Origin of the sequence: Sagittula marina, assembly GCF_014196795.1 — a bacterium.
GTDB lineage: Bacteria > Pseudomonadota > Alphaproteobacteria > Rhodobacterales > Rhodobacteraceae > Sagittula > Sagittula marina.
In genome coordinates, this window is sequence record NZ_JACIEJ010000019.1 from 1 (window position 1) to 26,351 (window position 26,351).

24 protein-coding genes and 1 pseudogene are annotated in these 26,351 nt (G+C 62.3%); 6 read left to right on the plus strand and 19 right to left on the minus strand.

What is annotated here, in order from left to right; all coding sequences use genetic code 11:
- The coding region (locus GGQ68_RS24755) for an FAD-dependent oxidoreductase (RefSeq protein WP_343056059.1) at positions 1-257 on the minus strand (257 nt) is incomplete at its 3' end.
- Here GGQ68_RS24755 and GGQ68_RS22530 point away from each other — a divergent pair.
- Positions 256-807, plus strand: coding sequence for an Lrp/AsnC family transcriptional regulator (locus tag GGQ68_RS22530; RefSeq protein WP_246429512.1), 552 nt, complete (start codon positions 256-258; stop codon positions 805-807). The two genes, GGQ68_RS24755 and GGQ68_RS22530, sit on opposite strands and share 2 nt — an antisense overlap.
- 7 nt (positions 808-814) lie before the next feature.
- Here the strand turns inward: GGQ68_RS22530 and GGQ68_RS22535 are convergent, their stop codons facing one another.
- From GGQ68_RS22535 to argE, 4 genes are all read right to left on the minus strand, one after another.
- On the minus strand, positions 815-1,723 hold the full coding sequence (locus GGQ68_RS22535; RefSeq protein ID WP_183970024.1) for a 2-hydroxyacid dehydrogenase: 909 nt from the start codon (positions 1,721-1,723) through the stop codon (positions 815-817).
- Positions 1,723-3,117, minus strand: coding sequence for an aminotransferase class III-fold pyridoxal phosphate-dependent enzyme (locus GGQ68_RS22540; protein WP_246429513.1), 1,395 nt, complete (start codon positions 3,115-3,117; stop codon positions 1,723-1,725). Before GGQ68_RS22540 ends, GGQ68_RS22535 begins: the two co-directional genes overlap by 1 nt.
- A 9-nt stretch (positions 3,118-3,126) precedes the next feature.
- A complete protein-coding gene (locus GGQ68_RS22545) occupies positions 3,127-3,957 on the minus strand; it encodes a GNAT family N-acetyltransferase (protein ID WP_183970026.1) in 831 nt (276 codons plus the stop codon).
- 121 nt (positions 3,958-4,078) lie between these two features.
- Positions 4,079-5,206: an acetylornithine deacetylase gene (argE, locus tag GGQ68_RS22550; RefSeq protein ID WP_246429514.1), complete on the minus strand. Its 1,128-nt coding sequence runs from the start codon at positions 5,204-5,206 to the stop codon at positions 4,079-4,081.
- A gap of 201 nt (positions 5,207-5,407) precedes the next feature.
- On the opposite strand from argE, the gene GGQ68_RS22555 reads away from it, so the two are divergent.
- On the plus strand, positions 5,408-6,073 hold the full coding sequence (locus GGQ68_RS22555) for a haloacid dehalogenase type II (RefSeq protein WP_183970028.1): 666 nt from the start codon (positions 5,408-5,410) through the stop codon (positions 6,071-6,073).
- A 3-nt stretch (positions 6,074-6,076) separates the two neighbouring features.
- Positions 6,077-7,366 (plus strand): NAD(P)/FAD-dependent oxidoreductase, encoded by a 1,290-nt coding sequence (locus GGQ68_RS22560; RefSeq protein ID WP_183970030.1) that lies wholly within the window; start codon positions 6,077-6,079, stop codon positions 7,364-7,366.
- A gap of 17 nt (positions 7,367-7,383) precedes the next feature.
- Here GGQ68_RS22560 and GGQ68_RS22565 read toward each other — a convergent pair whose 3' ends face one another.
- The 11 genes from GGQ68_RS22565 to GGQ68_RS22615 all read right to left on the minus strand — a co-directional run bounded on the left by GGQ68_RS22565 (position 7,384) and on the right by GGQ68_RS22615 (position 20,118).
- Entirely contained in the window at positions 7,384-8,256 is an 873-nt protein-coding gene (locus GGQ68_RS22565; RefSeq protein ID WP_183970032.1) for a GNAT family N-acetyltransferase, read from the minus strand.
- 175 nt (positions 8,257-8,431) lie between these two features.
- Positions 8,432-9,766, minus strand: a complete 1,335-nt coding sequence (locus tag GGQ68_RS22570; RefSeq protein ID WP_183970034.1) for an aspartate aminotransferase family protein — start codon at positions 9,764-9,766, stop codon at positions 8,432-8,434.
- A gap of 28 nt (positions 9,767-9,794) precedes the next feature.
- The gene (locus tag GGQ68_RS22575) at positions 9,795-10,874 is read right to left on the minus strand and encodes a phosphotransferase enzyme family protein (protein WP_183970036.1); all 1,080 of its coding nucleotides are present in this window, start codon (positions 10,872-10,874) and stop codon (positions 9,795-9,797) included.
- The gene (locus GGQ68_RS22580) at positions 10,871-11,860 is read right to left on the minus strand and encodes a threonine ammonia-lyase (protein ID WP_183970038.1); all 990 of its coding nucleotides are present in this window, start codon (positions 11,858-11,860) and stop codon (positions 10,871-10,873) included. Before GGQ68_RS22580 ends, GGQ68_RS22575 begins: the two co-directional genes overlap by 4 nt.
- 14 nt (positions 11,861-11,874) lie before the next feature.
- Positions 11,875-12,873: an ornithine cyclodeaminase family protein gene (locus GGQ68_RS22585; protein WP_183970040.1), complete on the minus strand. Its 999-nt coding sequence runs from the start codon at positions 12,871-12,873 to the stop codon at positions 11,875-11,877.
- A complete protein-coding gene (locus tag GGQ68_RS22590) occupies positions 12,870-14,180 on the minus strand; it encodes an NAD(P)/FAD-dependent oxidoreductase (protein WP_183970042.1) in 1,311 nt (436 codons plus the stop codon). Before GGQ68_RS22590 ends, GGQ68_RS22585 begins: the two co-directional genes overlap by 4 nt.
- 8 nt (positions 14,181-14,188) lie before the next feature.
- Positions 14,189-15,070 carry an ABC transporter permease gene (locus GGQ68_RS22595; protein WP_183970044.1) on the minus strand — a complete coding sequence of 294 codons (882 nt, stop codon included), beginning with the start codon at positions 15,068-15,070 and terminating at the stop codon, positions 14,189-14,191.
- Positions 15,071-15,092: 22 nt separating this feature from the next.
- The gene (locus tag GGQ68_RS22600) at positions 15,093-16,043 is read right to left on the minus strand and encodes an ABC transporter permease (RefSeq protein ID WP_183970046.1); all 951 of its coding nucleotides are present in this window, start codon (positions 16,041-16,043) and stop codon (positions 15,093-15,095) included.
- 75 nt (positions 16,044-16,118) lie between these two features.
- A complete protein-coding gene (locus tag GGQ68_RS22605) occupies positions 16,119-17,786 on the minus strand; it encodes a peptide ABC transporter substrate-binding protein (protein WP_183970048.1) in 1,668 nt (555 codons plus the stop codon).
- Between the two features lie 27 nt (positions 17,787-17,813).
- Positions 17,814-19,496: an ABC transporter ATP-binding protein gene (locus GGQ68_RS22610; protein WP_246429515.1), complete on the minus strand. Its 1,683-nt coding sequence runs from the start codon at positions 19,494-19,496 to the stop codon at positions 17,814-17,816.
- 265 nt (positions 19,497-19,761) lie between these two features.
- Positions 19,762-20,118, minus strand: a complete 357-nt coding sequence (locus tag GGQ68_RS22615) for a cupin domain-containing protein (RefSeq protein WP_183970052.1) — start codon at positions 20,116-20,118, stop codon at positions 19,762-19,764.
- Between GGQ68_RS22615 and GGQ68_RS22620 the strand changes: the two genes are divergently transcribed.
- Positions 20,112-20,321, plus strand: a complete 210-nt coding sequence (locus GGQ68_RS22620) for a hypothetical protein (protein ID WP_183970054.1) — start codon at positions 20,112-20,114, stop codon at positions 20,319-20,321. The genes GGQ68_RS22615 and GGQ68_RS22620 overlap by 7 nt on opposite strands.
- Here the strand turns inward: GGQ68_RS22620 and GGQ68_RS22625 are convergent.
- A complete protein-coding gene (locus GGQ68_RS22625; RefSeq protein WP_183970056.1) occupies positions 20,287-21,750 on the minus strand; it encodes an aldehyde dehydrogenase family protein in 1,464 nt (487 codons plus the stop codon). The two genes, GGQ68_RS22620 and GGQ68_RS22625, sit on opposite strands and share 35 nt — an antisense overlap.
- 786 nt (positions 21,751-22,536) lie before the next feature.
- Between GGQ68_RS22625 and GGQ68_RS22630 the strand changes: the two genes are divergently transcribed.
- Entirely contained in the window at positions 22,537-23,079 is a 543-nt protein-coding gene (locus GGQ68_RS22630) for an OmpA family protein (protein ID WP_183970057.1), read from the plus strand.
- A 211-nt stretch (positions 23,080-23,290) separates the two neighbouring features.
- Here the strand turns inward: GGQ68_RS22630 and GGQ68_RS22635 are convergent, their stop codons facing one another.
- Entirely contained in the window at positions 23,291-24,196 is a 906-nt protein-coding gene (locus tag GGQ68_RS22635; protein WP_183970059.1) for a LysR family transcriptional regulator, read from the minus strand.
- 93 nt (positions 24,197-24,289) lie between these two features.
- Here GGQ68_RS22635 and GGQ68_RS22640 point away from each other — a divergent pair, with 93 nt between their 5' ends.
- Positions 24,290-25,417 carry an alanine racemase gene (locus tag GGQ68_RS22640; protein WP_221235701.1) on the plus strand — a complete coding sequence of 376 codons (1,128 nt, stop codon included), beginning with the start codon at positions 24,290-24,292 and terminating at the stop codon, positions 25,415-25,417.
- A 148-nt stretch (positions 25,418-25,565) separates the two neighbouring features.
- On the opposite strand, the pseudogene GGQ68_RS22645 reads toward GGQ68_RS22640, so the two are convergent.
- Positions 25,566-26,272 (minus strand): annotated as a pseudogene (locus GGQ68_RS22645) (IS6 family transposase).
- Positions 26,273-26,351 lie beyond the last annotated feature (79 nt).

Here is a 26,351-nt window from a genome sequence, read left to right on the forward strand (position 1 = left end):
CCCTTTTCGACCAGCACGACGTTCTGGCCTTCCCGCGCCAACCACCAGGCGGCACAGACGCCGACGATGCCGCCACCGATCACGACGCAATCGGCGTCTTTGGGAATCGTATTGGATGTAGTCACCGCCAGGAGTGGTGCGGACATGTGCAGACCTTTCGTTTGACCCCACCCTACCCGCCGCAATAAAGCGGGTTCTTTCGCAATGGCCCGTGCAAACAGCATTTTCTGTTGAAACCAGATGGTAAATAAGAGCATGGGGGGAAACACCGGGTGGGCATTGGCGCATGCGAAGCAGGAACAAGGAAAAGCGATGAAGCCGGCCTACAAGCTCGACCGGATCGACGTAAAGATTCTCGCGGTGCTACAGCGCAACGGCCGGATCACAAACGTTGAACTGGCTGACGAGGTGAACCTGTCGCCTTCCCCATGTCTGATGCGTGTCAAGAAGCTCCAGCAGGCGGGTTATATATCGGGCTATTCGGCTCAAATTGACTTGGCACGCCTTGGCTCGACGATGACGGTTTTTACCGAGTTCACGCTGAAGAACCACCGCCAGATAGATTTTGCACGCTTTCAGGAGGCTTTGGAAAAGACCGACACCTGCGTGGAGTGCCATCTGGTTTCAGGCGGATACGACTACCTCGTGAAATTTGTCACCGCCGGGATCGACGATTACCAGTCCATCGTGGAGGGGCTGGTCGACCGAGAGCTCGGCATCGACAAGTATTTCAGCTTCGTTGTGCTCAAGACCCCGTTCGCGCGCCAGCACATGGATCTGGCGCGCTTGTTCGGCGATTCTTATTAATTTCGCATCAATACCCGCGGGAGGGGTCCACGAGGCCGGGCATGGGGGGGCCATCCCGCAGCGACCGCATGACGGCCAGCGCGTGGCGCGCGCCCTCGCCTGCGTCGGTCTGCGCGGCGACATGGGGTGTTACGATCACCCGCGGATCACCCCACATCCAATGACCGGCGGGCAGCGGTTCGGGGTTAGTGACGTCCAGCATAGCGGTGGAGATCTGGCCAGAATTGAGCGCCCCCCGCAGCGCCTCCGTATCCAGATGCGCGCCCCGGCCCGCGTGGACCAACGCGGCCCCCTGAGGCAACGCAGAAAAGGTCTTTGCATTCAGGATACCCTGCGTCTCGTTTGTCAGCGGTAGCAAACAGACAAGCAGATCGCTCCTTGCCAGAAAGCCGTCGAAATCTGACGCAGGAAACATCGCAACCGCATCGGCATGGCCCGAGCGCGACAGGCCGGCCACATCGAACCCCAGGCCCTGAAGGGTTTGGGCCGCCAGCGTCCCGATCCGACCCATCCCCAGGATCCCGACGCGGCGGGAGGCGGTGAGGCGTACCGGTTGCCCCTTCCAGTCGCCGCGTTGGGCCTGATCGAGATAGGCTGGCATGTCCCGATGCAGCATCAGCGTGGCCATGACCACCCAGTCCCGCACCATCGCTTCGATTCCTGGCGCCAGCGTGCGCGACAGCATCACGCCGTCCGGCATCGGAGGCAAATGGTCAACGCCGGCCCCGACAGAGATGACTGCACGCAGGTTGGGATAGCGCGACAGATCTTCTGGCGGCAGCCAGCAGGCGATAGCCGTCACTTCTGCGGGATCGGTCACCGCAGCCTCACCCTCGATCAGCGTTTCGCCTTCGGACGCAAACATCGACCGCCAGACGGGCAGACGGGACGGGGTAGACAGGAAAAGCAGGGACATCAGCGCATCACCTCGCGAATTTCGGGATCTTCCAAGGTCAGATCCAGCACCTTGCGCGTGCGGTCGACGATGGCATCTATCTCCGCCGCCGTGCAGCATAGCGGCGGCGCGTAGCCAAAGACACCTTGCGGGAAGGCGCGCACGACCAGACCCTGATCCCAAGCGCGGTCGAACAGCCGCGTCGCGGCGTTCAGGCTGGCGGGAACAGGCGTTTTCGCAACCTTGTCCGTGACCAGTTCAACCGCCGCCAGCATGCCGCGGCCACGCACGTCACCCACAAGCGGATGATCCATCAGCCCTTGCAGACCAGCCTGCAACCGCGCGCCCATGGCACGGCCATTTTCCAGCAGCCCGCCTTCGTACAGGGCGAGCACCTCCAGCCCGACCGCAGCAGAGACGGGATGCGCCGAATAGGTGAACCCGTGGCCGACGGCCTTTGCCCCCGCCCCATCAGCGATCACGTCATAAACGGCGTCCGACATCAGCACGGCCCCCATGGGCACATAGCCCGAGGTCAGGCCCTTCGCGACGGTCATCAAATCGGGCACGATGCCTTCGTCCTCGCAGGCGAACAGCGGCCCGGTCCTGCCAAAGGCGGTAATGACCTCGTCCGCGACAAAAAGAATACCGTGTTCGGTGCAGACCTCGCGCATCGCCTTGATCCAGCCCGGAGGTGGCACCAGTACACCACCCGACCCTTGGATCGGCTCGACATAGAAGGCGGCGACGCGCTCGGCGCCGATCGTCTCTATCTTTGCGCGCAGTTCGGCCACCGAGGCGTCGATCACCGCCTGCGGGTCGTCGGCCAGCGGGTTACGGTAGAGGTCGTGCGAGGCAATCTTGTGTTGCCCCTCGTGCGGCAGGCCGAACCCCTCGTGGAAGATCGGCAGCGCCGTCAGCCCCGCACCCATGCTGGAGGAGCCATGATACCCTGACGCCACCGAAATGAACTGGTCCCGCTGCGGCTGGCCTTGCGCGTGCCAGTAGTAGCGGACAAAGCGGATCGTGCTGTCCACGGCGTCCGATCCGCCAAGGGTGAAATAGACGTGGTTCAGGTCGCCCGGCGCACGGTCGGCCAGCGCGGCAGCAAGGCGGATGGGCGCTTCGGCCCCGAGGTCGAAATAGCCGGTCGCGTAAGGAAGCTCACGCATTTGCCGCGTCGCCGCCTCAATGACGCTCTCTTGCCCGTAGCCGGCGTTCACGCACCAAAGCCCGGCAAAGCCGTCGATCAGCTCCCGCCCTTCGGCATCTGTGACGGTCGCGCCTTTGGCCGAAGTCAGCACGCGCACGCCGCGCGCCTCATGTCCTCGGTAGGACGACACCGGGTGAACAAGGTGGCGTCGGTCCAGCTCGGACAGAGAATTGGCAAGGGGAGTGTGTTTCAGCATTGTCATGTCAACCTTTCAGCCGAGCGCTTGGGAGATCAGGGCATGTGTCCGATAATCGGATGCGGGCCATGTTCTAGTGTTACGAACCATGCAGATGCCGTCTCCGGCAACCGCTAGCCCCAGGCCCTCGACAAATGGGGCGAGGCCCGTTTCTTCGATCAAGTCGATCCGCAGGAACTGTCCCTGCATGTGATTCATCCCGGCGGCAAGAAGCGACCGGGCAGCAACAGCATCCCGCGCGACAACCGGGCCGAGAACATGCCCTTTGCCGAACCGTCGCAGCAAGGCAAAGCCGCCATCGGTGGTCAGCACCTCGCCGCTTTCTGCGATCCGCATAAGGAGCGGCCCGCGCGCCATCCCGCTGGCCGCTGTATCCATTTGCGCCAGTTTAGCCAGGTCTACGGGCTCGAAAGACACCGGCAGTTCGGGGCTCGCGGCGCAGGCCGTCCCACGCAACTGGACCACACGCCCGCAGTCCTCGAACCCTAGCTTTCGGTAAAGTGGAAGACCGTCCTGCGTGGCAACGAGGCGCATTTCGCGGTCCCCGGCCAGTGCGATCACACGCTCCATCACCTTGCGGCCCAGCCCCCGGCCTCGCATCGCCCCGTCAACAATGATCATGTTCAGGGTAGCCACGGGTCCGTGCAGCGAACACAGAGCGGTCCCCACGACCCGACCACCGGAAACAGCGACAACACCTTGAGATACTGAGAGATTAAGTTCCCAGTCTTCGATCCGGTGTGGCCATTGCGCGGCTTGCGACAAGGCAAGCGCGCCTGGGATATGTGCCTGCGTGAATGGTACGAGCTCAATCGCAGATGGGGGCGAGGTGTCAACTTGGGTCATGGTAGGAATCCTTCACATCTGTCTGCAATCTAGCGATCCGCCAAGAGCATCTGTCGCTTGATCGCGGAGACGCGCGGCAGCATAAGCCAAAGCGTACGGGCCGGGGCCGCAGAAAATGCTGTCACACCGCCAAACTTTCCCCAAGTCGCCGGATCAGCGCGTAGGTGGCGTGCAGCTCGTCTCGGGTCAGGTATTCTTCCGGCTTATGGGCGCGCGCGATATCTCCCGGCCCGCAGACCACTGCAGGGACGCCCGCCGCCTGAAACAGGCCCGCCTCGGTGCCGTAGCTTACGGCCGCAAGCGGCGTGAAACCGGAAAGCGTCGCAATCTTGTCGGCAAGTGGATCGTCGGCGGCCAGCGAAAGCGCGGGATAGGTCGAAATCATCTCTACCTCTACGCGGGCGGCTTCGGCTGCGGCGATGACCGGGGCCAAGAGCTCCAGAGGGTCCACACCGGCGATGGCGCGCGCCTCGATCTGTGCCTCGGACCGTTCGGGGATGATGTTTAATGCCTGACCGCCCGCGACAGTGCCGATTTGCAAGCTGGACCAAGGGGGGGCAAAGCGCGGATCGGTCGCCCCCTTCATCAGGTCGGCGGCCTGCGCGACCGCAGCCGCCAGCACGGGCACAAGCGCGTGGATGGCATTCTGACCCAGGTCGGGACGAGAGGAATGGCCAGCGACACCCTCCGCCGACACCCTGATCGCGGCCTTGCCCTTGTGCGCGAGGACCGGGACCAGTCCCGACGGCTCCCCGATGATCGCGCCGACAGGCAGCGCACAAAGCCCGGGGAGTGCGGCCAGCAAATGCGGTACGCCCCGACAGCCGGCCTCCTCATCGTAGGACAACGCCAGATGGATCGGCACCTGAAGGTCCATGGCGGCCAGTTCTGGAACCATGGCAAGCGCCGCCGCCACGAAACCCTTCATGTCGCAAGCTCCTCGCCCGATCAACCGCCCGCCGTCGTCGCGCAGGACGAACGGGTCGGCCCGCCAGCCAGGCTCCGTCGCGGGAACCACGTCAAGGTGGCCGGACAACACATATCCCGGCCGGTCCACTGGACCAATGCTGGCAAAAATGTTCGAACGGTCGCCCTCCGGCCCCGGCAACACATGCACCTTCACCCCCTCCTGAGCCGACAGCCAGTCCTGAATAAAGGCGACGATAGGGCCATTCCCGCGACCGACAACGCTGTCGAATCCCACCAGTTTCGTCAGCATTTCTTCAGGTGTCATGGTCAATCGTGACATGCGCGGCTCTCTTTGTTCGTGTGTCACGATCAGAATGCGCCGTCCCATGCCAAAGCGGGCCCCGACTTCCGCAAGGTTCCGGCAGGCTATGCTTCAAGTTTACGCGTAAACGAAATTTCCTGCCTTTGACCGGACCAAGCCAGCACCTCTGACGCTTTGAAATGAAGATGCTGGGACATAGTCAGGAAATCGGAGACCCCCATGACCTTCCGCCCCAAATTCATCAGTTTTGATTGCCACGGCACCATGATTTATTTCGACATGGCCGGTGCGGCGCGCGATCACTACGGCGCCAATCTCTCGCCAGAGCAGATGGAAGAGTTTATCCGCGACTTCTCGGCCTACCGGCTGGACGAGGTGCTGCAGGATTGGAAACCTTATGCCGAGGTTGTCCACAACGCGCTAGAACGCACCTGCAAGCGCAACGGTGTTGTTTTCAACCCAGATGTGGCCGCAGAAATCTACAACCGCGTGCCGACCTGGGGCCCGAACCCCGACGTGCCCGCGGGCCTTGCCCGCGTGGCCGAGGAATTCCCCCTGGTGGCCCTGACCAACTCGATGAACGAACAGATCCCGCATAATATCGCCAAACTGGGCGCGCCCATCGCCCATGTTCTGACGGCGGAAAGTGCGGGGGCCTACAAGCCGCACATGCAGGCCTTCGAGTACATGTTCGACACGCTGGGATGCGGCCCCGAAGACGTCCTGCATATCTCTTCGAGCTTTCGCTACGACCTGATGACCGCGCATGATCTGGGCATCCGCAACAAGGTCTGGGTCAACCGCGGCCACGAGCCTGCAAATCCTTACTATGGCTACACAGAGATCCCGGATATATCGCAACTGCCCACTGTACTGGGGCTCTGAGCGATGAAATTTGCATCCTATTGGCACGATACGGCGCCCGCTTTTACCGGCGGGCAGACCGGCCCTGTCGAGGGTCGCTACGACGTGGCGGTGATCGGCGGCGGCTTCACCGGGCTCAACGCCGCGCGCAAGCTGGCGCGCGAAGGTGTTCGTGTGGCGCTTCTCGAGGCCGGACATGTCGGTGCCGGAGGATCCGGTCGCAATGGCGGTCATCTCAACAATGGCATCGCCCACGGCTATGCCGACGCCAAGACGCATCTGGGAGACGAGCGGGCAAAGCGGCTCTACCGCGCCTACGACCGATCGATTGAGATGATTGAGGACGTCATCGCGGAGGAAGGCATCGCCTGTGACTTCAGACGTGCAGGCAAGCTGAAGCTGGCCTCAAAGCCAAGCCACGTCGCTGGTTTACGTGCAAACCAAGAGCTTGTTGCAAAGGAGGTCGATCCGGCGACGCGCTGGCTGGACCGGTCGGAGCTGGAAGGCGAGATAGGCTCCCAGAGCTTTCACGGGGCCGCTCTGTTCGAAAAATCCGCGATGATGCACATGGGCCGCTATCTGACGGGCCTTGCGGATGCAACCAAGCGCCATGGCGTAGACCTGTGGGAGAATGCTCCGGTCACGGGGCGGCAAAAGGCAGCCGGGGGATGGCAGCTGGACACACCCCGCGGCAGCTTGCATGCGGACACGGTGATCGCCGCGACCGGAGCCTATTCGGCGCAAGTGCCGAAGGCACCACTAGGCTACTTCCGCAAGCGTATCATTCCGATAGCTTCCTTCGTCATCGCCACGCGACCGCTTTCGGAAGTGGAAGTGGCCGGGACAATGCCGGGCAACCGTACCTGCGTCAACTCGCTGAATATCGGAAACTATTTCCGCCTGTCGCCAGACAACCGTCTGATCCTGGGCGGTCGCGCGCGCTTCTCTGCCCGGTCTGACCAAAAATCGGATGCCGTCTCTGGAGAGCTGCTCCGGGAGGCAATGACCGGCATCTTTCCTCAACTCAAAAAGGTAGAGATCGACTATTGCTGGGGCGGGCTTGTCGGGCTGACGAGCGACCGCTTCCCCCGCGCGGGTGAGGCCGACGGCATGGTCTATGGCATGGGATATTCAGGTCACGGCGCACAGATGTCGACCCTGTTGGGTCAGGTTCTGGCGGATCTGGCCATGGGGCGGCGCGATACCAATCCTCTCGACGGTATCGACTGGCCCGCAGTCCCGGCGCTGAACGGCAAGCCTTGGTTTCTACCGCTGGCAGGACTGTGGTTCAGCCTGAAGGACCGGCTCTCGTAAAGAGGTCTTGCAGCGCCCTACCCCAGCGAATGCGCTGCCAGACCGTACATCACCAGACCTTCTTCGGGCCGCATATGACCGCCAATGCGCATCTCGGTAACCTGATCGTGACGCGTCATGCCGGACGCCGTCAAAAAACCGGTCAACAAGGGACCATCGCAGGGCGTGTCCAGCCGCACGAAGTGACCGGGCACCTGACGCAGCAGGTCAGCCACCATTTGAACCGCCAGCGTCTCGGACTCGGCGATCAGCGGGCCAATGACGTAACCCTTTCCGAAACGCCGCATCAGCGCGATCCCGCAAGGTTTCCCTGCGCGGGACGCAACCACGCCGGTCGAGATATCCAGAAGGGCATCGATCACTGCCGGGCGATCCGCTCCAAAGGCGATCTGATCCATCATTTTCACCGCGGGGCGGTCATCCATCGTGATCGGGGAGAGTTCGATTCCATCTATGGAGTCAACCGCAGGTGGAGCGCTGACAATGCCCTGATGCTGGAACACGGTCTTCACGTGCTGGAAGCCCACGCTCTGGTACAGGCGGTATCCCGAACGTGTCGCGTTCAGGCGCAGGTCCCGACCTTCGCAATCGGCCATGATCCTCTTTAGTAGAAAACGTCCGCCGCCTTGGGCCTGCAGACGCGGGGGCGTCACCATCATGCCCAAAACGGCGAAGTCGTCGCCCATCGGAAAATGCATGGCAGATCCCAATGGGCGCCCGATTTCGTCCACGGCGATATACCCATGGCCGAGCTTCATCAGCATGTCCAGGTCGCTGTCGCGATGGGGCCAGAACACGCTGATCGTCAGCTCGTGCAGACGTCCAAGATCGGAACTTTTGATCGGCTCGACCTGTGCCTCGTAAGCGTCGAAGCGGAAACTGTCGTTCAAAGGCCTTGCCTCCGGTTAGGCCGGGTATTGGTCCCGGAAAATTGATGGTCCTGACGCCCTGCGCCCCTGCCTGCAACCTAGCTGAAACCGCAAAGCAGGTTTACTCATTTTCGAGCGTTAAACGGTACTTTCTGCCCAATTTCCGCGCTCTTTGCAAACAAGCCGAAGACTTCAGTCATACCGCGCTTGCCACCCGTTTCAGAGCACCTTCCAGCGTTTCGAGGAAACGGTCCACGTGGTCGCCAGCACAGATCAGCGGTGGCCGGATTTTCAGCGTGTCTTCGTTGGCGCCCGTTGTACTGATCAGCACCCCGTCGTCCCGCATCGCGTTGACCACGTCCAGTGCGGCCTTGCGCCGCTGCAGTGGCGTTGCATCCGGCCTGCCGATATCGACGCCGCAGAACAGCCCGGCATTTCGGATCTCGCCGATCATCTCCTGGCTCGTCGCCAAGGACTCCAGCCCCTGGCGCAACCGTTGACCCATGGCCAGTGCGTTGCCGGGAATGTCGTCGCGTTGCAGGATCGTCAGCACCGCTTCGGCTGTGGCGATGCCCACGGTGTTTCCGGCGAAGGTGTTCGAATAGCGCGCGGTGGTGCCGAAGCTTTCCATCGGATCCCTGCGGCCCACAACCGCGCCGATGGGAAAGCCGTTGCCCATCGGTTTGCCCAGGGTGGCGAGGTCCGGCACGATGCCGTGCCGCTGGAAACCCCACATATGCTCCCCGGTGCGCCCGAAACCCGGTTGCACCTCGTCCGCGATGACAAGGCCCCCCGCCGCGCGTACCGCATCGGCACCACCCGCGATGAAGCCTGGCGGATCAATGCAGACGCCGTCACTGGAAAAAATGCTGTCAAACAAAAGCGCCGCGACGCCGATGCCGCGCCGTTGGAGATCGTGGATCGCCGCCTTGACCTGCGCCTCGAAATGCGCCCCCGCCTGCTCTTGCCCGATACCCGCCGGGCCGGGCAAAGTAACCATCCGCACCGAGGGGCTGAGCCGGACCGCGTCGCCCAGGTTTGGGGACACCGCCGCGACGGCGGCACTGGTGCCGTGATAAGCATAGGACGACACGATCACCCCGTCATTACCGCTGACATGGCGCGCGATGCGCAGCGCCAGATCGTTCGACTCGCTGCCGGTGCAGGTAAAGACGACGCGATCCATCGCCTCGGGAAAGGTCGCAATCAACCGTTCGGCATAGTCAACCAGACGAGGCTCGAGGTAGCGGGTGTTGGCGCTGATCCGGCCCGCCTGCTCGGTCATTGCCGCGTTGACCTCGGGGTGCGCATGCCCCAGTGACGGCACGTTGTTGTAGAAATCCAAGTAGGCCCGCCCGTCCGGATCGTACAGCCACATGCCCTGCCCACGTACGAAATGCACCGGCCGCCGGTATTGCAGCCGATAGGACGCGCCGAGAACTGCGTCCCGGCGGGCAACAAGATCCGCCTCGCGTGCGGGCAGGTCTGTCTCGCCGGGACGAAAGCGGTTGGGCATCAGATCGGTGGTCATAGTGCTGGCCTCGTGCTTGGAACTGCGGTTATGCCGCCTGAGGAGGCTGAGACAGGGCGGCGGTGACCGCTGCCGCTTCGGCGCGGGCATCCAGCCGGGACAGGATCGCCAATCCGTTCTGTGACCGTGCGACGTTCTTGTTAATGTAGATGGCTTGATCGGGAAAGAGATGCGAGCGCCAGGCATTGATCAGGACCAGCGCTGCCTGCCGCGCCCGCATCAGCCCGACGATCACCGCCCGGTCGAGGTCGGACAGCGGTATCACGGAAGCATACCCGGCCAGCACCTGCTCGGCCCCGCCAAGCGGCAGTTCCGGGTCGGTGACCATGTGTCCGGCGGCCACCGCGAGGTCCTGTAAACGAGGATTCCAGCCGCCATCGCCGAAGTCGATGAAGCCGGTGCCGCCCCGCGTTTCCAGCATATTGTGCGGGCTGGGGTCGTTGTGGGTGATCTGCCAGTCCAGCGCGTCGAGCCGTGGCGCGACTTGGGACAGGTAATCCGCCATGGCCGCCCGGACATGCTCGGCCAGCGGTCCATCCGGCAGATGACACGATAGCGCGCTGAGCCGGGTCCAGCAGCCGATATGCCAAAGAACCGGGCGCCGCGTGCTCGGCGGATCGCAGCGCGCCAGCGCAAGGTTCAGCCGGCCCAGTGCCTGCCCGCTTTGTCTGGCAATGGCGGGCGTTTGCTCTTCTGCGTGCAAAGGCGCACCCTCCAGACGGGTTTGAACATAGCCGCACGTCCGGCCATCGCGAAACATCAGCGCGCCGTCCCGCGTCCGCAGCACCTTTGGCGCGATCACGTCAGCGTATGCCTCCAGATCCGAGAGCGTGCCCGACTGGAAGGCAAAGCTTTCGACCGCTTCGGGCCGTGCGGATGTCTTGAGGATGAGGCGCCGGCCGTCAGGGAGACGCAGCTCGTCAGTGCGTTCGACTTCGGAAGCGAGAGGAACGATCTCGGTATCAATGCCGTAGTGCTGCGCGAGCATGTGAACCGCGTGGCTCGTATCGCCGTGTTCGGGTCGGGTCGCCATGGGGGCCAAGGCCGCCTGGAACCAGTCCTCTGACACGGGGCCGGTGCCTTTGTTCACGCTCGCCACAGGCATCATGCGACCTCGGGCACAGTGGTTTGGGTGCCATAGACCGCCGCAAGATCCGTCAGCCCCCAGTTGCCGCCGGTCAGAATGGTGCAAACCTTTTCTCCCGGTTGCAGCTTGATCGACCCGGCCAGCAAAGCGCCCACGCCGATCGCGGCAGAGGGTTCCGCCACCAGTTTCGCGTCCCGCGCCAAAGCCTGCATACCCGCCACTATGTCCGCGTCCTCGACGGTTACGATCTCGTCCACGTAACGTTCGATGATCGGCCAGGGGTTCTGTCCCGGCACGCTGATCCGCAGTCCGTCCGCAATTGTATCCAGCAGCGGCAGTGACACGCGTTCGCCCTTGAGCCGGCTTTGGAAATACTTGGGCGTCAGCGCCGGTTCCGCAGCGATCACCCGGACCGATGGCTTGAGCGACTTGAGCGCTGTCGCCACGCCAGAGATCAGCCCGCCACCGCCAAGCGGCACGATCACCGTATCGACGTCCGGCAGGTCTTCGATGATCTCGCAGCCGATCGTCCCCTGTCCGGCCATCACGCGGGGATCCTCAAAACCGTGTATGGTCTCGTAGCCCTCTTCCTCGGCAATGCGGTAGACCTGTTTCCAGCGCGCGGCGGTATCGCCGTCATAAAGGATCACCTGTGCCCCTAGCGCGCGGGTGTTGTCGACCTTTTGCTGCGGCGTGGTGGTGGGCAGGACCAGCACCACCTTCGCCCCAAGCATCCGACCGGCCCAGGACAGGCCCTGCGCATGATTTCCCGAAGATGAGGAGATGAAACCGCGCGCGATCTGCTCGGGCGACAACTGCAGCGCGGTGTTGAGCGCACCGCGGATCTTGAAAGCGCCGGTCACCTGAAGCGTTTCGGCCTTGAGAAACAGCTGACAGCCGACGGAAGGTTCGATCCTGTCGGCGCGAAGAAGCGGGGTGCGATTGACATAGGACGCGATCCGCGTACGGGCGGCCTGAATGTCATCGAGTGTGGGGTGTTCCAGCATCTCGTAGGGTCCTTTTATTTTGCCGGTGCCAGGAAATCGAACGAAGTGCCGATCCCGCGCTCCCGCGCCAGTCGAAGCAGTGCGGCGGCGGTCGCGTTGTCCTGTATCGCCATGCCGGTGGAATCGAAAATGACGATCTGGTCGTCGCTCTCGCGGCCCGGTTTGCGATCCAGCAGCACTTCACCGATTTCGACAAGCGGCTCAGCCACGATGCCGGCCTTCAGGGCATGCTGCACCTCGCCTTTTTCGCGGCATTGGGCGGCGGCGTCCACCACCACTCGGGCGTCACGGAAAAGCTCAGGGTCCAATTCCTGCTTGCCCGGTTGATCCGCGCCGATGGCAACGACAAGGGTGCCGGGACGCAGCCATCCGTCTTGCAGCACGACGCCGCTCGCCCGCGTCGTTGTGATGACGACATCAGCCTCGGCGACGGCCTGTTCCGCAGAGGTCGCGCACACCACGGAAATGCCGAATTCCGCTTCGATCTCGGCGGCGAAGGCTTGCGCGCCCTCCGGTGATCGCCCCCATGCGTGGATGCTCTCGATTTGCATGACCTCGCGGATTGCGCGGATCTGCATGCGGGCCTGATTGCCGGTGCCAATAGCGGCGAGCCTGCACGCGCCGGGCCGTGCCAGCGCCTGAACCGCAATAGCGCCGGATGCACCCGTCCGGAATCCGGTCAAAAGGCTGCCATCCATCACGCAGGTCAACGCGCCGTTTTGTCCGTCAAACAACAGGACCGTTCCCATGCCGTTCGGCAGGCCAAATCGGTCGGGGTTATGGCGGAACCCGCCAGACGATGCCTTGAGCGAGACCAGTTCGCCACTGCGGTGATACCCGGCCTTGAAATCAATTTCGGCCGCGTCGGTGGACAGGTGAATGCCCATATAAGGCGGTTGGTCCACATCACCGCCGCTATAGGCGCGATAGGCGTCCCCCACCGCCGCGATCACGTCGGGCATGCGCATAAGGCTGCGCACATCTTCTTTTGTCAAAAGCAGTGTTCCGCTCATCGCCGTGCCCGCCGCATCGCCAGTTTGTCCTGCGCTGTAAAATACCCAAGCATTGCCGGCAGGAACCAGGGATCGCCCTTGTAAAGCGGAACGGCAGCGGGCGGGCGCGCGGCAAAGGCGCTGCGGCCTGCATCTGCGCCCAGCAGCCGGTGCGCCGCGCGGCTGCCCACCCACGGCGCCCAGACCACGCCTGATCCGCAGAACCCGGTCGCATAATGAATACCGTCTTTCTCGAACAACCTCGGGATCATATCGCGGTTCATGGCGACGTTCCCGAACCAGCTGTGGCTGAGCTTGACCTGTGCCAGCTCTGGAAACAGCTCGGCCAGCCCGTTGCGCAGGCGCAGGGTCGGTTCCAGCGGGTCCCCCTGACGCGACCCATCGCGCCCGCCCAGAAGAATACGTCGCCCGTCCGGTGAGGGCCGATAATAGAAACCCATCTGCCGGTTTTCCCCCATCATCATGCGGCGTGGCATCAGCCGGTCCATGACCTCGTGGGGCAGCTCTTCGGTGGCGATGATCCGGCTGCGAACCGGGATCATGCGGCGTTGCAGGTCGGGCATGGCCTTGTCGGTATAGCCGTTGGTGCACACCAGCACCTGCCGCGCCTGAACCGTGCCGCTGGCCGTTTCTACACGGCAGTGCGGACCCTCCGGCACAATCCCGGTCACGGGTGTCTGGCCGTGAACACTGGCGCCCGTGTCGCGGGTGATCCGCAAGAGTTCGGCATGGAACTTCGCCGGATGCAGACCGCCCACATCCATCCTTACCGTACCGCCGCGATAGAAATCCGTGCCGATATGGCTGTGCTGTTCCGAATGGGGAACGGCATAGGTCTCGATCCCCAAACGTTTGCTCAGTGTCTCAGAGGCCCGGGCCATAGTGTCGTATTGATCGTAGCCAAGCGCCCCCTTGAAATTGCCGGTCAGCTTGAAATCGCACTCCAGCCCTTCGGTCCGGATCAGGTCCCAGAGGAATTCACGGGCGACTTTGCCCTCAGCCTCGATGGCAAGCGCCGCCCCCTGACCAAAGCGCCGCTCGATCTCTGCAAAGCCGGGTCGGATGTTGCCGCTGGTGATGCCACCGTTGCGCGACGACGCACCTTCGCCCGGACGCATCGCGTCAAAGACCGCGACCGAGCGTCCGGCTCTCGTCAGGACCAGTGCGGCAGACAGCCCGGCAAAACCCGCACCGACGATGGCCACGTCCACCTTCTTGGGCAGCGGCGTTGTCGGCATAGCGTGGGGGGGCGCTGCCTCCCACCAGTAGGGCATAGCGGTAGCGGCCGCGCGTGGGTCTCTAGACATATGTGACCTCAGAAACTGTCGTTGCGGACGTCGAGCGCATCGCGCAGCCCGTCGCCGATGAAATTGAAGCTGGTGACAGCAAGGGTGATGGCGATACCTGGAATGATCGCGAGCCATGGGGCCGAGCCCAGATATTGCTGCGCGCCGTTCAGCATGTTGCCCCAGCTGGGCAAGGGCGGCTGAATGCCGAAGCCAAGGAAGCTGACGTAGGCCTCCAACAGAATTGCGCGGGCCACCGTCAATGTCGCGGCAACGATGATCGGCCCCATGCAGTTGGGCAGGATCTCGCGGAACATCATGTGCATCTTGCCCAGCCCCAGCATCCGGCCGGCCAGCACGAATTCACGCTCCTTGAGTGAACGAACCTCCGCTTCGACGATGCGGGCGACCTCCATCCAGCCGGTAAGCGCAATGATGATGGTGATCATGACCGGGCTGGGCTTTAGCGCCACGGCGAGGGCGAGCAACATAAAGATCGTTGGGAAGGACAGGAACCCATCGACAAAGCGCATCAGAACGGCGTTGACCACACGTCCGCCGTAGCCCGCAATCACACCGATCAGCGTACCCAAAATGGTTGCCAGAACCATGGCGAAGAACCCGACCAGTAGCGAAATCCGCCCCGCCGTCAACAGTCGCGCGGCGATGTCGCGGCCCAACGGATCGGTGCCCAGATAGTGTTGCCCGGACATCGGCGGCGAAAACCGGCCCCGCAGGTCGATGTGGAGTGAATCGTAGGGCAGCAGATAAGGTCCGAAGATGCAGGCCAACGTCAGAAGCGTGATCATGACCAGCCCCAGCAGCGCCAGGCGGTGGCCAAAGAACCGCCGTGCGACGCGACTTTGCCACCAGCGGGGAACGGCGGTCGTGTTTATGTCGGTGGTGGTCATGGAGGTGATCCTTCTTTGGGACTCAGGCCAGTCGAATGCGCGGATCGACAAGGGCGACGGTGATGTCAGCGATCAAATTGGCGACGATGGTCAGCAGCGCCGAAAACATCAGCAGCCCCATCACGACCGGATAGTCGCTGTATCCCAGGCTATCGAGAAACAGCCGACCCATTCCGGGCCAGGTGAAAACGGTTTCGGTCACCAGCGCACCGGTCAGCAGTGACGGGATCTGCACACCCGCCAGCGTGATCATCGGGAGCATGGCATTTCCGACCACATGTTTCATGACGACGCGACGCTCGGTCACGCCCTTGGCGCGGGCGGTCTTGACGAAATCCTGACTGATTGCATCCAGCGTCGCACCACGCATGAAACGGCTCCAGATGGCGATATGGACGAGCGCCAGCACAACAGACGGCATTATAAGATGATGCAGGTAGTTGAGGACCGACTGATCCCCGATCGTGTACATGTTGCCGGCAGGCAGCCAACCAAGCTTCAGGGAAAAGACATATATACCGATCAGGCCAAACCAGAATGTGGGTATCGACAGCGCCACCATCGCGCCCACCGTCGCCACATAGTCAAAGCCGGAATACCGGTGTGTCGCTCCGCGAATGCCGATCCAGGTGCCGATGGCCACGGCGATCACCGTGGACGACCCCATCAACAGCAACGTCGCGGGCACGTGTCGCGCAATCACCGCGGTCACCGGGCTGCCATCGCGGAACGAGGTGCCCCAGTCGCCCTGCAACATTCCCCAAGCCCACTCCAGGTATTGGATATGCAGCGGGCGGTTGAGGCCCAGTTGTTCTGTTATCCGGGCAATGTCTGCGGGTGTCATGCCGGGGTCGAGCGCAAATTGCGACAGGGGCCCACCCGGCATCAGGTTTAGCACCGTAAACCCGATGATCGACACGATCACCAAAAGCACGGCGCTTTGCAGGAAACGGCTAAAAAGGAATGCGGCCAAGGGACCCTCCATTTCGGAATGGTGGTTTCAGAAGGTGCCGTCGCCCACCGCCAGGGGCGGGCGACGACAGGACGTTCAGCTCCAGTACCAAAGCGCAGCGTTGGAGGATTCTGTACGGACGTTCGAGTTTGCCTCGAACCCTTCCAGCCCGGCCTTGCGACCAAAGACGTTGACGTAGCGGAACAGCGGCAGGAACGGCAGATCCTCGCGGATGATCGCCTGGATTTCTTTGTAGATTTCCTTGCGACGTTCCGTATCAAACGTTTTCGCGCCCTCTTCCAGAAGGCTGTCCACCTTGGGGTTGGAATACTGCGCGTTGTTCGAACCGCTGCCGCTTTTGGCTGCAATCGCATCACTATGGAAGCGGTTGGTCACATCCGGGTCGGCGCCAATCAGGTAGGTGATCCCGACCATGGCGCTTTCGAATTGCGACTGGCCCCAGAATTCGCCCCACATCACGGCTGGCGGCAGGTTTTCGATTCTCATCTCGACACCGATGTCCGCATAGGTCTGCTGAATGAACTGCTGCGCCTGCTCGCGCAGGTGCGCGCCGGTGGTGGTGGAGTTCGCAAAGCTCAGCCGCAGGCCATCCTTTTCGCGGATCCCGTCAGCGCCGGGCACCCAGCCTGCTTCGTCCAGCAGGCTTTTGGCCTTTTCGAGGTCGAAGGAATGCTCCGGCAGGTCCGGGTTGAAGTAGCTCGACGTTGACGGCATGAAGGTTTCCGCTTCGCCACCGACACCGAAATACAGGATGTCGATAATCGACTTCCGGTCGATAGCGTAATAAAGTGCCTCGCGCACCGCCTTGTCCTGGAACACCGGCAGGGCCTGATTGAGGTAGATGGATTCGAGCGTCCCGCGCGGCTCAAGCGTGACGACGCGGTCTTCGAGCGCCTTGGCTTCAGCGTAATTGTCGGCCGTGATGTAGGCCTGGCCAACGAGGTCGACTTCCCCGCTGCGGAACTGGGTATAAAGCACCGTCATGTCCGGGATGTACTTGAACACAAGCTGTTCGATGTACGGGCCGTCGCCGTGGTAGTCCGGGTTCGCCACCAGCGAAACATTGTCGCCAGCCTGGCGCGACCCCCACTTGAAGGCACCGGTGCCGACGGGCGCTTGGTTGAATGGCGCATCGTTGGGATCTTCTGCCTGGCCAAGGATATGCTCGGGCATGATGAAGGTTTCGGTCAGGAACGAGATATACGGCGCGAAAGGCTCTTCCATGCGCCAGGTGATCTCGGTCGGGGAGACGACTTCGATGTCGCGGACCAGATCGTGGCCCGTGGTCCGCCAGGCGCGGAAATCGGGGTTGGTGATCAGCTCGAGAGTGAATTTGACGTCCTCGGCGGTGAACGCCTCGCCGTCGTGCCACTTTACATCGTCGCGCAGCTTGACCCGCCATTGCAGGCCGTCCTCGGACAGACCGCCATTCTCGATCGTCGGTACCTCTGTGGCAAGGTTCGGAACGATCTCACCCTCGGGGGTGATGCGGAACAGCGCGTCGAAGATTGAAAATGCAACGCCGTCATCGGTTTCGATATGTGGCATCAGCGGGTTGAAGACTGTGGGCTCCTGCGACAGACCGACCACGACGCGACCTGTAGGCTCGGACGGAGGAGTCTGCGCAAAGGCAGGCTTGCCCAGCAGATTGGGCGCCACAATTCCGATCGCGCCACCTGCGGTCATCATGCGCAATGTCTGTCGCCGGGTGAAGGTCATGCCGGTTTCTTTGGTCTTTTTCATTTTGTTTTTCCCTGTTTTGGTAGTGGTTTATGTCCCGGTATCCGCTTGTGTGGGCACCGTGGTCTTGTCGTCGAAGCGTTCCCCCGGGATCGCCGCGACCAACTGTCTCGTGTAGTCGGCTTCGGGATTGAAGAAGATCTGCGAGGGGCGGCCGAACTCGACAATCCGGCCTTTGTGCATCACCGCGATTTCGTCGCAGATCTGGCTTGCGACACGCAGATCATGGGTGATGAAAATCATTGCCACACCGGTCTCGCGCTGGATCCGGTCGAGCAGTTCAAGGATTTGTGCCTGGATCGACACATCCAGCGCCGACACTGCCTCATCGGCGATCAGGAGCTGCGGCTTGAACATCAGTGCGCGGGCGACACCGACACGCTGGCGCTGCCCGCCAGAAAACTCGTGCGGGTATCGATCGAACGCACGCACGTCCAGACCCACAAGATTCAGCAACTCCATGGCCTCTTCCCGCGCCTTTGAACCCGACATGCCATGTGCTTTTGGACCAACAGTCAGGATCTGACCGACTGTCATGCGCGGGTTCAGCGAGGCGAAAGGGTCCTGAAAGATCATCTGGATCTTTGGCCGCATGCTGCGAAACTCGGATTCCGGCAGAGGGGCAATGTCACGCCCGTCGAACAGAATCTTTCCGGAATCGACGTCCATCAGGCGATTGAGCAGCCGTCCCAGCGAGGACTTTCCCGAGCCACTTTCGCCCACCACGCCCAACGTATGACCGGGCCGCACCTCAAAGGAGACGTCCTGCACCGCAGGAACAACGCGTTCTGTCCGGAACAACCGACTGCCACTGCGGTAGGTTTTGACCAGATTGCGCACCTTGAGCAGCGGCTCGGCCGCGGCGCTGGCTGTCGCCTCGCGCGGGCGATCCTCGGCACGCAGGTGCGGCACCGCTGCGATCAGGCGCTTGGTATAGGGGTGGTCCGGCGCTTTCAAAACCTTGGCCGCCTCGCCACGTTCGACCACGTGGCCCTTTTCCATCACCACGACGCTGTCAGCGATCTCGGCCACCACGCCGAAGTCATGGGTGATGAACATGACGCTCATGCCCTTACGGCGCTGGATATCCCGAATCAACGTCAGGATCTGCGCCTGAGTTGTCACATCAAGGGCGGTGGTGGGTTCGTCGGCAATAAGGATCGTCGGCTCCAACGACAGCGCCATGGCAATCATCACCCGCTGACGCTGCCCACCGGACAGGCGAAAGGGATACTGGTGATACATCATGGCCGGATCGGGCAGGCCGACCTCGGTCAGCAGTTCGACCGTACGCGTCCGGCGCGACTGGGCCGTGCCTTCGCCATGGGCGGCCATGGCCTCTTCGATCTGAGCGCCAACGGTCATCAGCGGATTGAGCGCAGACAACGGATCCTGAAAAATCATCGACACGACGCGCCCACGCAGGCTGCGCAATTCCTCGGCTTCCATGCCGACGATTTCGCGGCCTTCCAGCGTGATAGAGCCAGCGCTGGTCTCCATGCCTCTGGGCAGGAGCCCCATGATGGTGCTCGCGGTCATCGACTTGCCAGATCCAGATTCGCCAATCACGCAGAGGATCTGGCCACGGTTCAGGTTGAAGGAAACTCCCTCGATCGCGTTAAGCCGTTCCATGCCGACGGGCAGGCTCACCGTAAGGTCGCGAACCGACAGCGCGACGTCGGGGGCGGATGCGGGGTGACCTCCAGCGACCATAGGCTGTATTTCCTCTTGACTGCGCGCCGGGCTGCGACAGATGTCACCGGGCCGGGGCGTTGTTGTGGGGCGGTCCATCGGTTCGAAGCCGAACCGGAAGGGAGAATTTCGCCGCCTTTGAGTAGAGTGTGAAGGTTCGCAAGCCACGATGGTGTGGTTTCGCGCCGATGATGCAGCAGGAAAGTCTGTTTCCGGCGCTCCTTTGGGCATATCCTTCTGGTGATGGCTCATGGTGTGACTCTGGCCATCGCGGCTGGAGCCACGATCAATCCTGAACAACGACATAGATCTTCTGCACCGTTTCCAGCGTGCGCCACACGCCGGTAAAGCCGGGCTTCATCACGAAACTGTCGCCGGCAGCAAAGCTGTGCGTCGCGCCGCCGGTTTCTTCGATCTCGACTGAGCCGGACAGGATGTGACAGAATTCAAACGTCGTCCCCTTGATGGAATGCGTTTCGCCCGGCGTCGCCTCCCAGACCCCCGTCAGCACGCTGCCGTCGCGGGACGCGTCCTGCGCCCACGTTTTAAAGGCCGGCGCGCCGGAGATCAGTCTTTCGGGCAAAGGTTGCGCATGCTTCGGCGCGAAATCGGGTTTAGGGTCGAGAGGGACGAGATTTGACATGGATGCTCCTGTTGGAATGGGTTGCGCAGGCCTTTTGCAAAGATCTTTTTGTTTTCTTCAGCCTGCCCCTTGCTGAATTGCTTTTTGTGCCGAATGCAGCGGCCGTGCAGTGGAAAATGGCGATCATCCCCGTCCTGACAGATTTATCGGCCGGGGCGGATCTGCAGCTCAGGACTGAGGGAAATAGCCCAGCATTGATTTGACTTCGAGATACTCAAGCAGACCTTCGCGCCCGAACTCGCGGCCATTTCCCGACTGGCGGTAGCCGCCAAAGGGGGCGTGCGGATCGAACGCGGGGTAGTTCAGGTGGACCTGTCCAGCCCGGATCTGCCGACCGACCGCGCGCGCCTGATCCAGATGGCGGCCCTGCACATGCGCGCCCAGTCCGTACACCGTGTCATTGGCTATGGCGATGCCGTCTTCAAGTGTGTCGTAGGGAAGGACGCACAAGACCGGGCCAAAGATTTCCTCCTGCGCGATGCGCATGTCGCTCCGGACATCGGAAAACACCGTTGGCCGGACGAAAAGCCCGCTGTCCAGCCCATCGGGGCGGCCCGGCCCGCCAGCGATCATTCGCGCGCCTTCTGCCATGCCGACTTCGATCATCTGCTGGATGCGGTCGAACTGCGCCCGGTTCGCGATGGCGCCGTGGGTCACACCGGCATCCCTTGGATCACCCACGGTGATTTCCAAAACCGCGCGGACGACGATGTCCTCGACTTCGGCCAAATGCGCGCGCGGCACGATCATCCGGGTCGGCGCGCTGCACGACTGGCCAAGATTGCGCATCGCCGCTGCCACGCCGGGAGGCACTGCGCGCGCCAGGTCTGCATCGGGAAGGATAAGGTTGGGGGACTTGCCGCCCAGCTCTTGCGCCACGCGTTTGACTGTGTCCGCCGCGGCCTTGGCGACAGCGATGCCTGCCCTGGTGGAGCCGGTAATCGAGATCATGTCGACATCCCGGTGGATCGACAAAGCCGTTCCCACGCCCGGTCCGTCGCCCTGGACCAGGTTGAAAACCCCGGCGGGCACACCCGCCTCCTCGATCAGTTCGGCAAACAGCAACGCGTTCAGCGGTGCCAGCTCACTGGGTTTCAGAACCACGGTGCAGCCCGCCGCCAGCGCCGGGGCAACCTTGGCCGTGATCTGGTAGAGCGGCCAGTTCCATGGCGTAATCAAGGCAACGACCCCGATGGGTTCGCGCACAATCGCGGTGGTTCCGCGCTGCGTGACAAAGGCGAACTCCCGCAAGACCTCGCAGGCCGTGCGCACATGGGCGATGGCCAGAGGCACCTGCGCCGTTTGTGCATAAGACAGCGCGGCCCCCATTTCGCGCGTCAGGCACTGCGCCAGCATATCTGCCCGATCCTCCATCAGATCGGCCAGCCGTTCCAGGATATCAGCGCGGTCTTGCGGTGCGCGTGCACTCCATCCGGCGAGGGCCGCCCGGGCTGCGGCGACAGCCCTGTCAACGTCCCGGGCGTCACCCAGCGGGATCCGGGCTATTTCCGTTTCGGTCGCGGGGTCGATGACGGCTTGGAACGCGCTGCCCTGCGGCGTTACCCAGTCTCCTCCGATCAGGAACTGATCCACCCGGTTGATTTTGGAAAGATGCGTAAGAGGATCGGTCATGGGGAGAGTCCTTTCTGGCCACCGAGGCCTGAGGCGGGAGCATTTGGGATCAACGCCGCCGCCAGCAGGCTTTCCTGGCCATTTTGACCGCTTCGCAAAGGCACGGATGCCGAAGCCCCACCGCGACACGGCAGGATAGTTTGGATAGAACCGCAATGAACGCAGTTTCTTGCATAACCGGGCCGTTCGCGGAAAATCCCCTTCAGGGTTTTGATGGATGACCGGTTAGCGAAGAGCGCGCGCGAAAACCGCCATTTTTCTAATGGTCATATGATCTCCGCACTTTCGTCGACACCGTCGGCCAGGAACTCCGCAGGTAATATCAGTCGCAGGGCACTTGTTGGTTGACCGTAGCGCCCTCGTTTTCCTGCCTATCAGCTCGCAGACTTGATGAATGCCCCCGCGTCGGCTTTCCTCAAAAAACAAGAGGCCACTCATACATTCAATCCTTCGCGCCTTCGCAATTGGCCTCGCTGCGTCCCCTGCCGCCGCGCAGCAGAGCGACTATAGCGACGATGCGCGCGGCATTCTCTTTCTTCCTCAGGGCGATCGTTCCTTTGCTGGCGCGATTGTCTCGCACACAGTGGGCAGCCGATCGATCAGGACTTCGGCACAGGACCCGGCCGCAGTGCTGGGCGCATCAAACTACTCCGGAAATGTGAATGGCGGCAGCTTCTTGTAACTCGGTTGCGACGGAAATGTGGTTTTGCAGTTTACCGACAACGCCCTTGCGGATGTGGAGGGACCGGACCTTTACGTTTTCAAGGGTGGCCGAAAGTCGACGGGATGGTGCTCGCCACTTCTATCGATGGCATGGATTGGACAGACGTCGCTGCGATGACCGGAGGGCGGTCCGAGGTGGACACTGCAGGCAGCGCGCAAGCCGGAACTGTTTCCCGCTACGTGCGTCTTACCGATGAGGGCAAGGGGCATGGCACTTCATTTGCCGGGGCTGATGTCGTTGCGTTTGCGGCCATCGGTTCAGCCCTACGGTTCACTTTGGACGGCGCCGTGATGTTTGCCCATGACAACACCTACCTTCTGCCGGCCCTCAGGGCGGCTCTCGACACGCTCGCCGCGCAGATCGCCGAGGCCAACCTCTCCGCTTTCCGCGTTGTCGGCCATAGCGACGCCACCGGCAGCGACGCGTATAATATGACACTGTCGCGTGAGCGTGCCGCCGCAGTGCGCGACTACTTTGCAAGTCTCGACAACCTGAACAGCGTGTCGATCTCGTCCGAAGGCCGGGGAGAGGCCGATCCGCTTTCAAGCAAAGAGACCGAACAAGGTCGCGAACGGAACCGACGCGTGGAGATCATCGGCCGTTGATATGGCGTCTAGTGGTCGTTTCGACGGCATCGCTGGGCAACCGGAAAGGATCGTTGGCCGTTGTTGCCAAAGGCCGACGTGGGCCCTGCCCGACATCGAAACGTTGCCTGGAACAGGTCCGCACGCCGCTCCGTCCCCCGTTTCGACGATCAAAAGAGAGCTGAATATCAGTTTTCCGGCGCCTTGCGAGGGTCTGTCGAACTGCGGACGGTCAAGCCATTGGCATGGCGCTGATCTCCGCCGTCAGCCGCTCGACAAACTTGTCTATTCGAAGCGAACGCACGGCGCGGGGGTTCAGCAAAGCCACGATGTCGGCGTCCGGGAGGGACCAGTCCGGCAACACGCGCACCAGCCTGCCAGCACGCAGGTCGGCGGAAATGCTCCATTCGGACCGCTCCACGATCCCGAATCCGTCCAGAGCCCATGCGCGCAGGACTTCTCCGTCGTTGCAGCTGTAAACCGGCTGCACGCGCAAGTTCATTTCGATGCCGTCAGGACCCGTCAGCGGCCAAAGCGAGGCGTCGGCCTGGTTCTCGCGCACCACACCGACCCGGTGGGCAGCCATGTCCTGGGGTTTCTGCGGAAGACCGACGCGCCCCGCGTAATCGGCTGATGCCACCAACAGGCGACGGTTGGGCGCAAGCTTGCGCTGCGTAATCCGCAGGTTCGGCAATCGCCCCACATGAACCAGGACATCCCAGAGCCCGTCGTTCATCGCGCCCACGGGATCTTCGCGGAGGCTGAGCATCGGGCGCAGCTCCGGGTTCTCCTCGCCGAAGCGCGTGAGAACCGGGGCAACGCGCAAGCGCCCGAAGCCGAAGGGTGCAATGACATGAAGTGGCCCGTCGATCCGGCCCGCCCGGGCAGACATGTCTTCCGCAAGACTTTCGATGTCGTCCAGGACTCCTTTTGCCCGGTCGACCAGATACGCGCCTTCGGCGGTAAGCCTGAGTTGACCCCGACCGCGCTCGATGAGCCGCAGATGCAAGCGGTCTTCCAGCAGTGCCAGACGCTGCGACACCGCCGGGGGCGTGACGCCCAGAGTGCGCGCCGCCGCTGCAAGGCTTGGTGCTGTCGAGAGGGCCGTGACAAAGCGGAGATCGGAGACATCAAGCATTAAGGCACAGCTTAATGCGGACTTCAGATCATGTGAATATGCCCTGAACTATTTTACGCGTAGACCTTGGGAAAATGCTGGAGGATGACCCCGATGATAAAGCCCGATCTGTCGAGCCAGAATGCCCTGCCCACGCCCGCACTGCTGCTGGACGAGGCAAAGATGATGCGGAACATCGCGCGACTTGCCGGGCGCGCAGAATGCCTCGGCGTCTCGCTGCGCCCCCATTTGAAGACGGCGAAATCCGTCGAGGCCGCGCGCCGCCTGACCGGCGGGACGCCCGGCTCCATCACCGTCTCGACCTTGGCGGAGGCCGAAGTGTTCCACGACGCAGGGCACACGGATATACTCTACGCCGTCGGGATCGCCCCGCAGAAGCTGGAGCGCGTACAAGCGCTGCGTCGCCGGGGGTGCGACCTCACGGTGATCCTCGACAGCGAGGCGCAGGCACAGGCCGTGACACAGGCAGCCGTTCCTGCACTGATAGAGATCGACAGCGACGGCCATCGTGGCGGGCTTCGATCGGATGATCCGGCGCTGATCCAGATCGGGCGCATCTTGCATACGGTCGGCTGCTTGCGCGGCGTGATGACGCATGCAGGTGAAAGCTATAGCGTCCGCGGCGACGCCGCCCATGCCGAGTTTGCCGAACTGGAGCGCAAGGCCGCCGTCGCCGCAGCAGAGGCGCTGCGTGTCGCGGGCCTGCCGTGCCCAGTCGTCAGTGTCGGATCAACACCCACTGCCCATGCTGCGCGCGATCTGACCGGCGTGACAGAGCTGCGGGCCGGGGTCTACATGTTCTTCGATCTTGTCATGGCCGGGATCGACGTCTGCACTGTGGACGACATCGCGCTCAGCGTGCTGACGACCGTGATCGGACACCAGCCGGCCAAGGGCTGGACCATGATTGACGCCGGGTGGATGGCCTTGTCGCGCGACCGCGGCACAGCGGCGCAGGACGTGGATCAAGGGTATGGCCTGGTCTGCGACGAGAACGGCCATGTCCTTCCCGACCTGATCGTGAGCAGCGCCAATCAGGAGCACGGGATTGTTTCGCTCCGTCCGGGCGCGGACAGGCCGATGCCGGATCTGCCTGTGGGGACCCGCCTGCGCGTCCTGCCGAACCACGCCTGCGCGACCGCCGCGCAGCATGATCGTTACAATGTGCTGCCGGTGAACGGCGGCCCCATGCAGACCTGGCACCGCTTCGGTGGCTGGTAAGGAGACCGACATGATTTTGATAACCGAGGCCGAGTCCGCCGCCATTATCACGCCGGAACTTGCCTTTGCGGCGGCGCGAGGCCTTCATCGCCGCCGTCGGCTTTGTCAGGTTGTTCTGCCGGAACGCGACCAAAAACCGCGCCTCCGTTCAGGCAGCCATTTCAGCCGCATAGTTGTTCCACAGGCTGAACGCGTCAGCCCGAGATTGGCGGTAGGCTGCTGCGGAAAGGCGGTGGTGTTTAGGACGGAAGATTGTCGCGGCCTGATCGTGAACGGATAGAAAACGCTGCGTCTGGCGTGGGGATATGAAACGATCCATGATTTTTTCTCTTCGTCGTGTGTGCTGATGAGACGCCTCTGGTCGGTTGTTCAAACCCGTGTGGGAGCGATGATCGGCGCTCGGGCAAAAGTCACGGACGGCCACGCCATGGATGCTCAGTTTGTCCGTCACGAGGACCCTTGGCACACCCCATCGCTTCATCAACTTCATCAAGAAGCGCTTGGCGGCATGGGCATTTCTGCGGCTTTTTATCAGGATCCCAGTACGTCTCCGTTGGCGTCGACTGCTCGCCAAAGCCATTGTTTTCGCCCTCGAATTGAAATCACGACCTCGTCCAGGTGCCATTTGTTGGCAGGTAACGGGCGATCGCGACGGATCATGGCTGCTGTCTGCGTTCCGAACCGCTGGCACCACACCCGGACGCTTTCATACGAAACGATTACGCCCCGTTCAGCCAAGAGATCCTCGACATCGCGAAGGCCCAAGCCAAACCGATGGTCCGTCCAGATGGCATAAGAAATGATGGACCGAGGGAACCGAAAACCCTTCAGGCGAGGCTGAGAAACTTGGCTGATCCTGAGAGATGGCTATGAGTGCAGATGGGATGCGTCAACAACATGGCGTTGTTGCGCAAATCGTCTTACGGTCTGACGG

Coding starts and splice junctions, on each gene's coding strand:
- GGQ68_RS22610 (WP_246429515.1), bottom strand. CDS start 19,496: ATGGTCGCTGGAGGTCACCCCGCATCCGCCCCCGACGTCGCGCTGTCG.
- GGQ68_RS22585 (WP_183970040.1), bottom strand. CDS start 12,873: ATGAGCGGAACACTGCTTTTGACAAAAGAAGATGTGCGCAGCCTTATG.
- GGQ68_RS22625 (WP_183970056.1), bottom strand. CDS start 21,750: ATGACCGATCCTCTTACGCATCTTTCCAAAATCAACCGGGTGGATCAG.
- GGQ68_RS22575 (WP_183970036.1), bottom strand. CDS start 10,874: ATGATGCCTGTGGCGAGCGTGAACAAAGGCACCGGCCCCGTGTCAGAG.
- GGQ68_RS22640 (WP_221235701.1), top strand. CDS start 24,290: ATGATAAAGCCCGATCTGTCGAGCCAGAATGCCCTGCCCACGCCCGCA.
- GGQ68_RS22535 (WP_183970024.1), bottom strand. CDS start 1,723: ATGTCCCTGCTTTTCCTGTCTACCCCGTCCCGTCTGCCCGTCTGGCGG.
- GGQ68_RS22580 (WP_183970038.1), bottom strand. CDS start 11,860: ATGCTGGAACACCCCACACTCGATGACATTCAGGCCGCCCGTACGCGG.
- GGQ68_RS22595 (WP_183970044.1), bottom strand. CDS start 15,070: ATGACCACCACCGACATAAACACGACCGCCGTTCCCCGCTGGTGGCAA.
- GGQ68_RS22635 (WP_183970059.1), bottom strand. CDS start 24,196: ATGCTTGATGTCTCCGATCTCCGCTTTGTCACGGCCCTCTCGACAGCA.
- GGQ68_RS22605 (WP_183970048.1), bottom strand. CDS start 17,786: ATGAAAAAGACCAAAGAAACCGGCATGACCTTCACCCGGCGACAGACA.
- GGQ68_RS22545 (WP_183970026.1), bottom strand. CDS start 3,957: ATGACCCAAGTTGACACCTCGCCCCCATCTGCGATTGAGCTCGTACCA.
- GGQ68_RS22570 (WP_183970034.1), bottom strand. CDS start 9,766: ATGACCACCGATCTGATGCCCAACCGCTTTCGTCCCGGCGAGACAGAC.
- GGQ68_RS22540 (WP_246429513.1), bottom strand. CDS start 3,117: ATGACAATGCTGAAACACACTCCCCTTGCCAATTCTCTGTCCGAGCTG.
- GGQ68_RS22630 (WP_183970057.1), top strand. CDS start 22,537: ATGGTGCTCGCCACTTCTATCGATGGCATGGATTGGACAGACGTCGCT.
- GGQ68_RS22530 (WP_246429512.1), top strand. CDS start 256: ATGGGGGGAAACACCGGGTGGGCATTGGCGCATGCGAAGCAGGAACAA.
- argE (WP_246429514.1), bottom strand. CDS start 5,206: ATGTCACGATTGACCATGACACCTGAAGAAATGCTGACGAAACTGGTG.
- GGQ68_RS22615 (WP_183970052.1), bottom strand. CDS start 20,118: ATGTCAAATCTCGTCCCTCTCGACCCTAAACCCGATTTCGCGCCGAAG.
- GGQ68_RS22555 (WP_183970028.1), top strand. CDS start 5,408: ATGACCTTCCGCCCCAAATTCATCAGTTTTGATTGCCACGGCACCATG.
- GGQ68_RS22560 (WP_183970030.1), top strand. CDS start 6,077: ATGAAATTTGCATCCTATTGGCACGATACGGCGCCCGCTTTTACCGGC.
- GGQ68_RS22590 (WP_183970042.1), bottom strand. CDS start 14,180: ATGTCTAGAGACCCACGCGCGGCCGCTACCGCTATGCCCTACTGGTGG.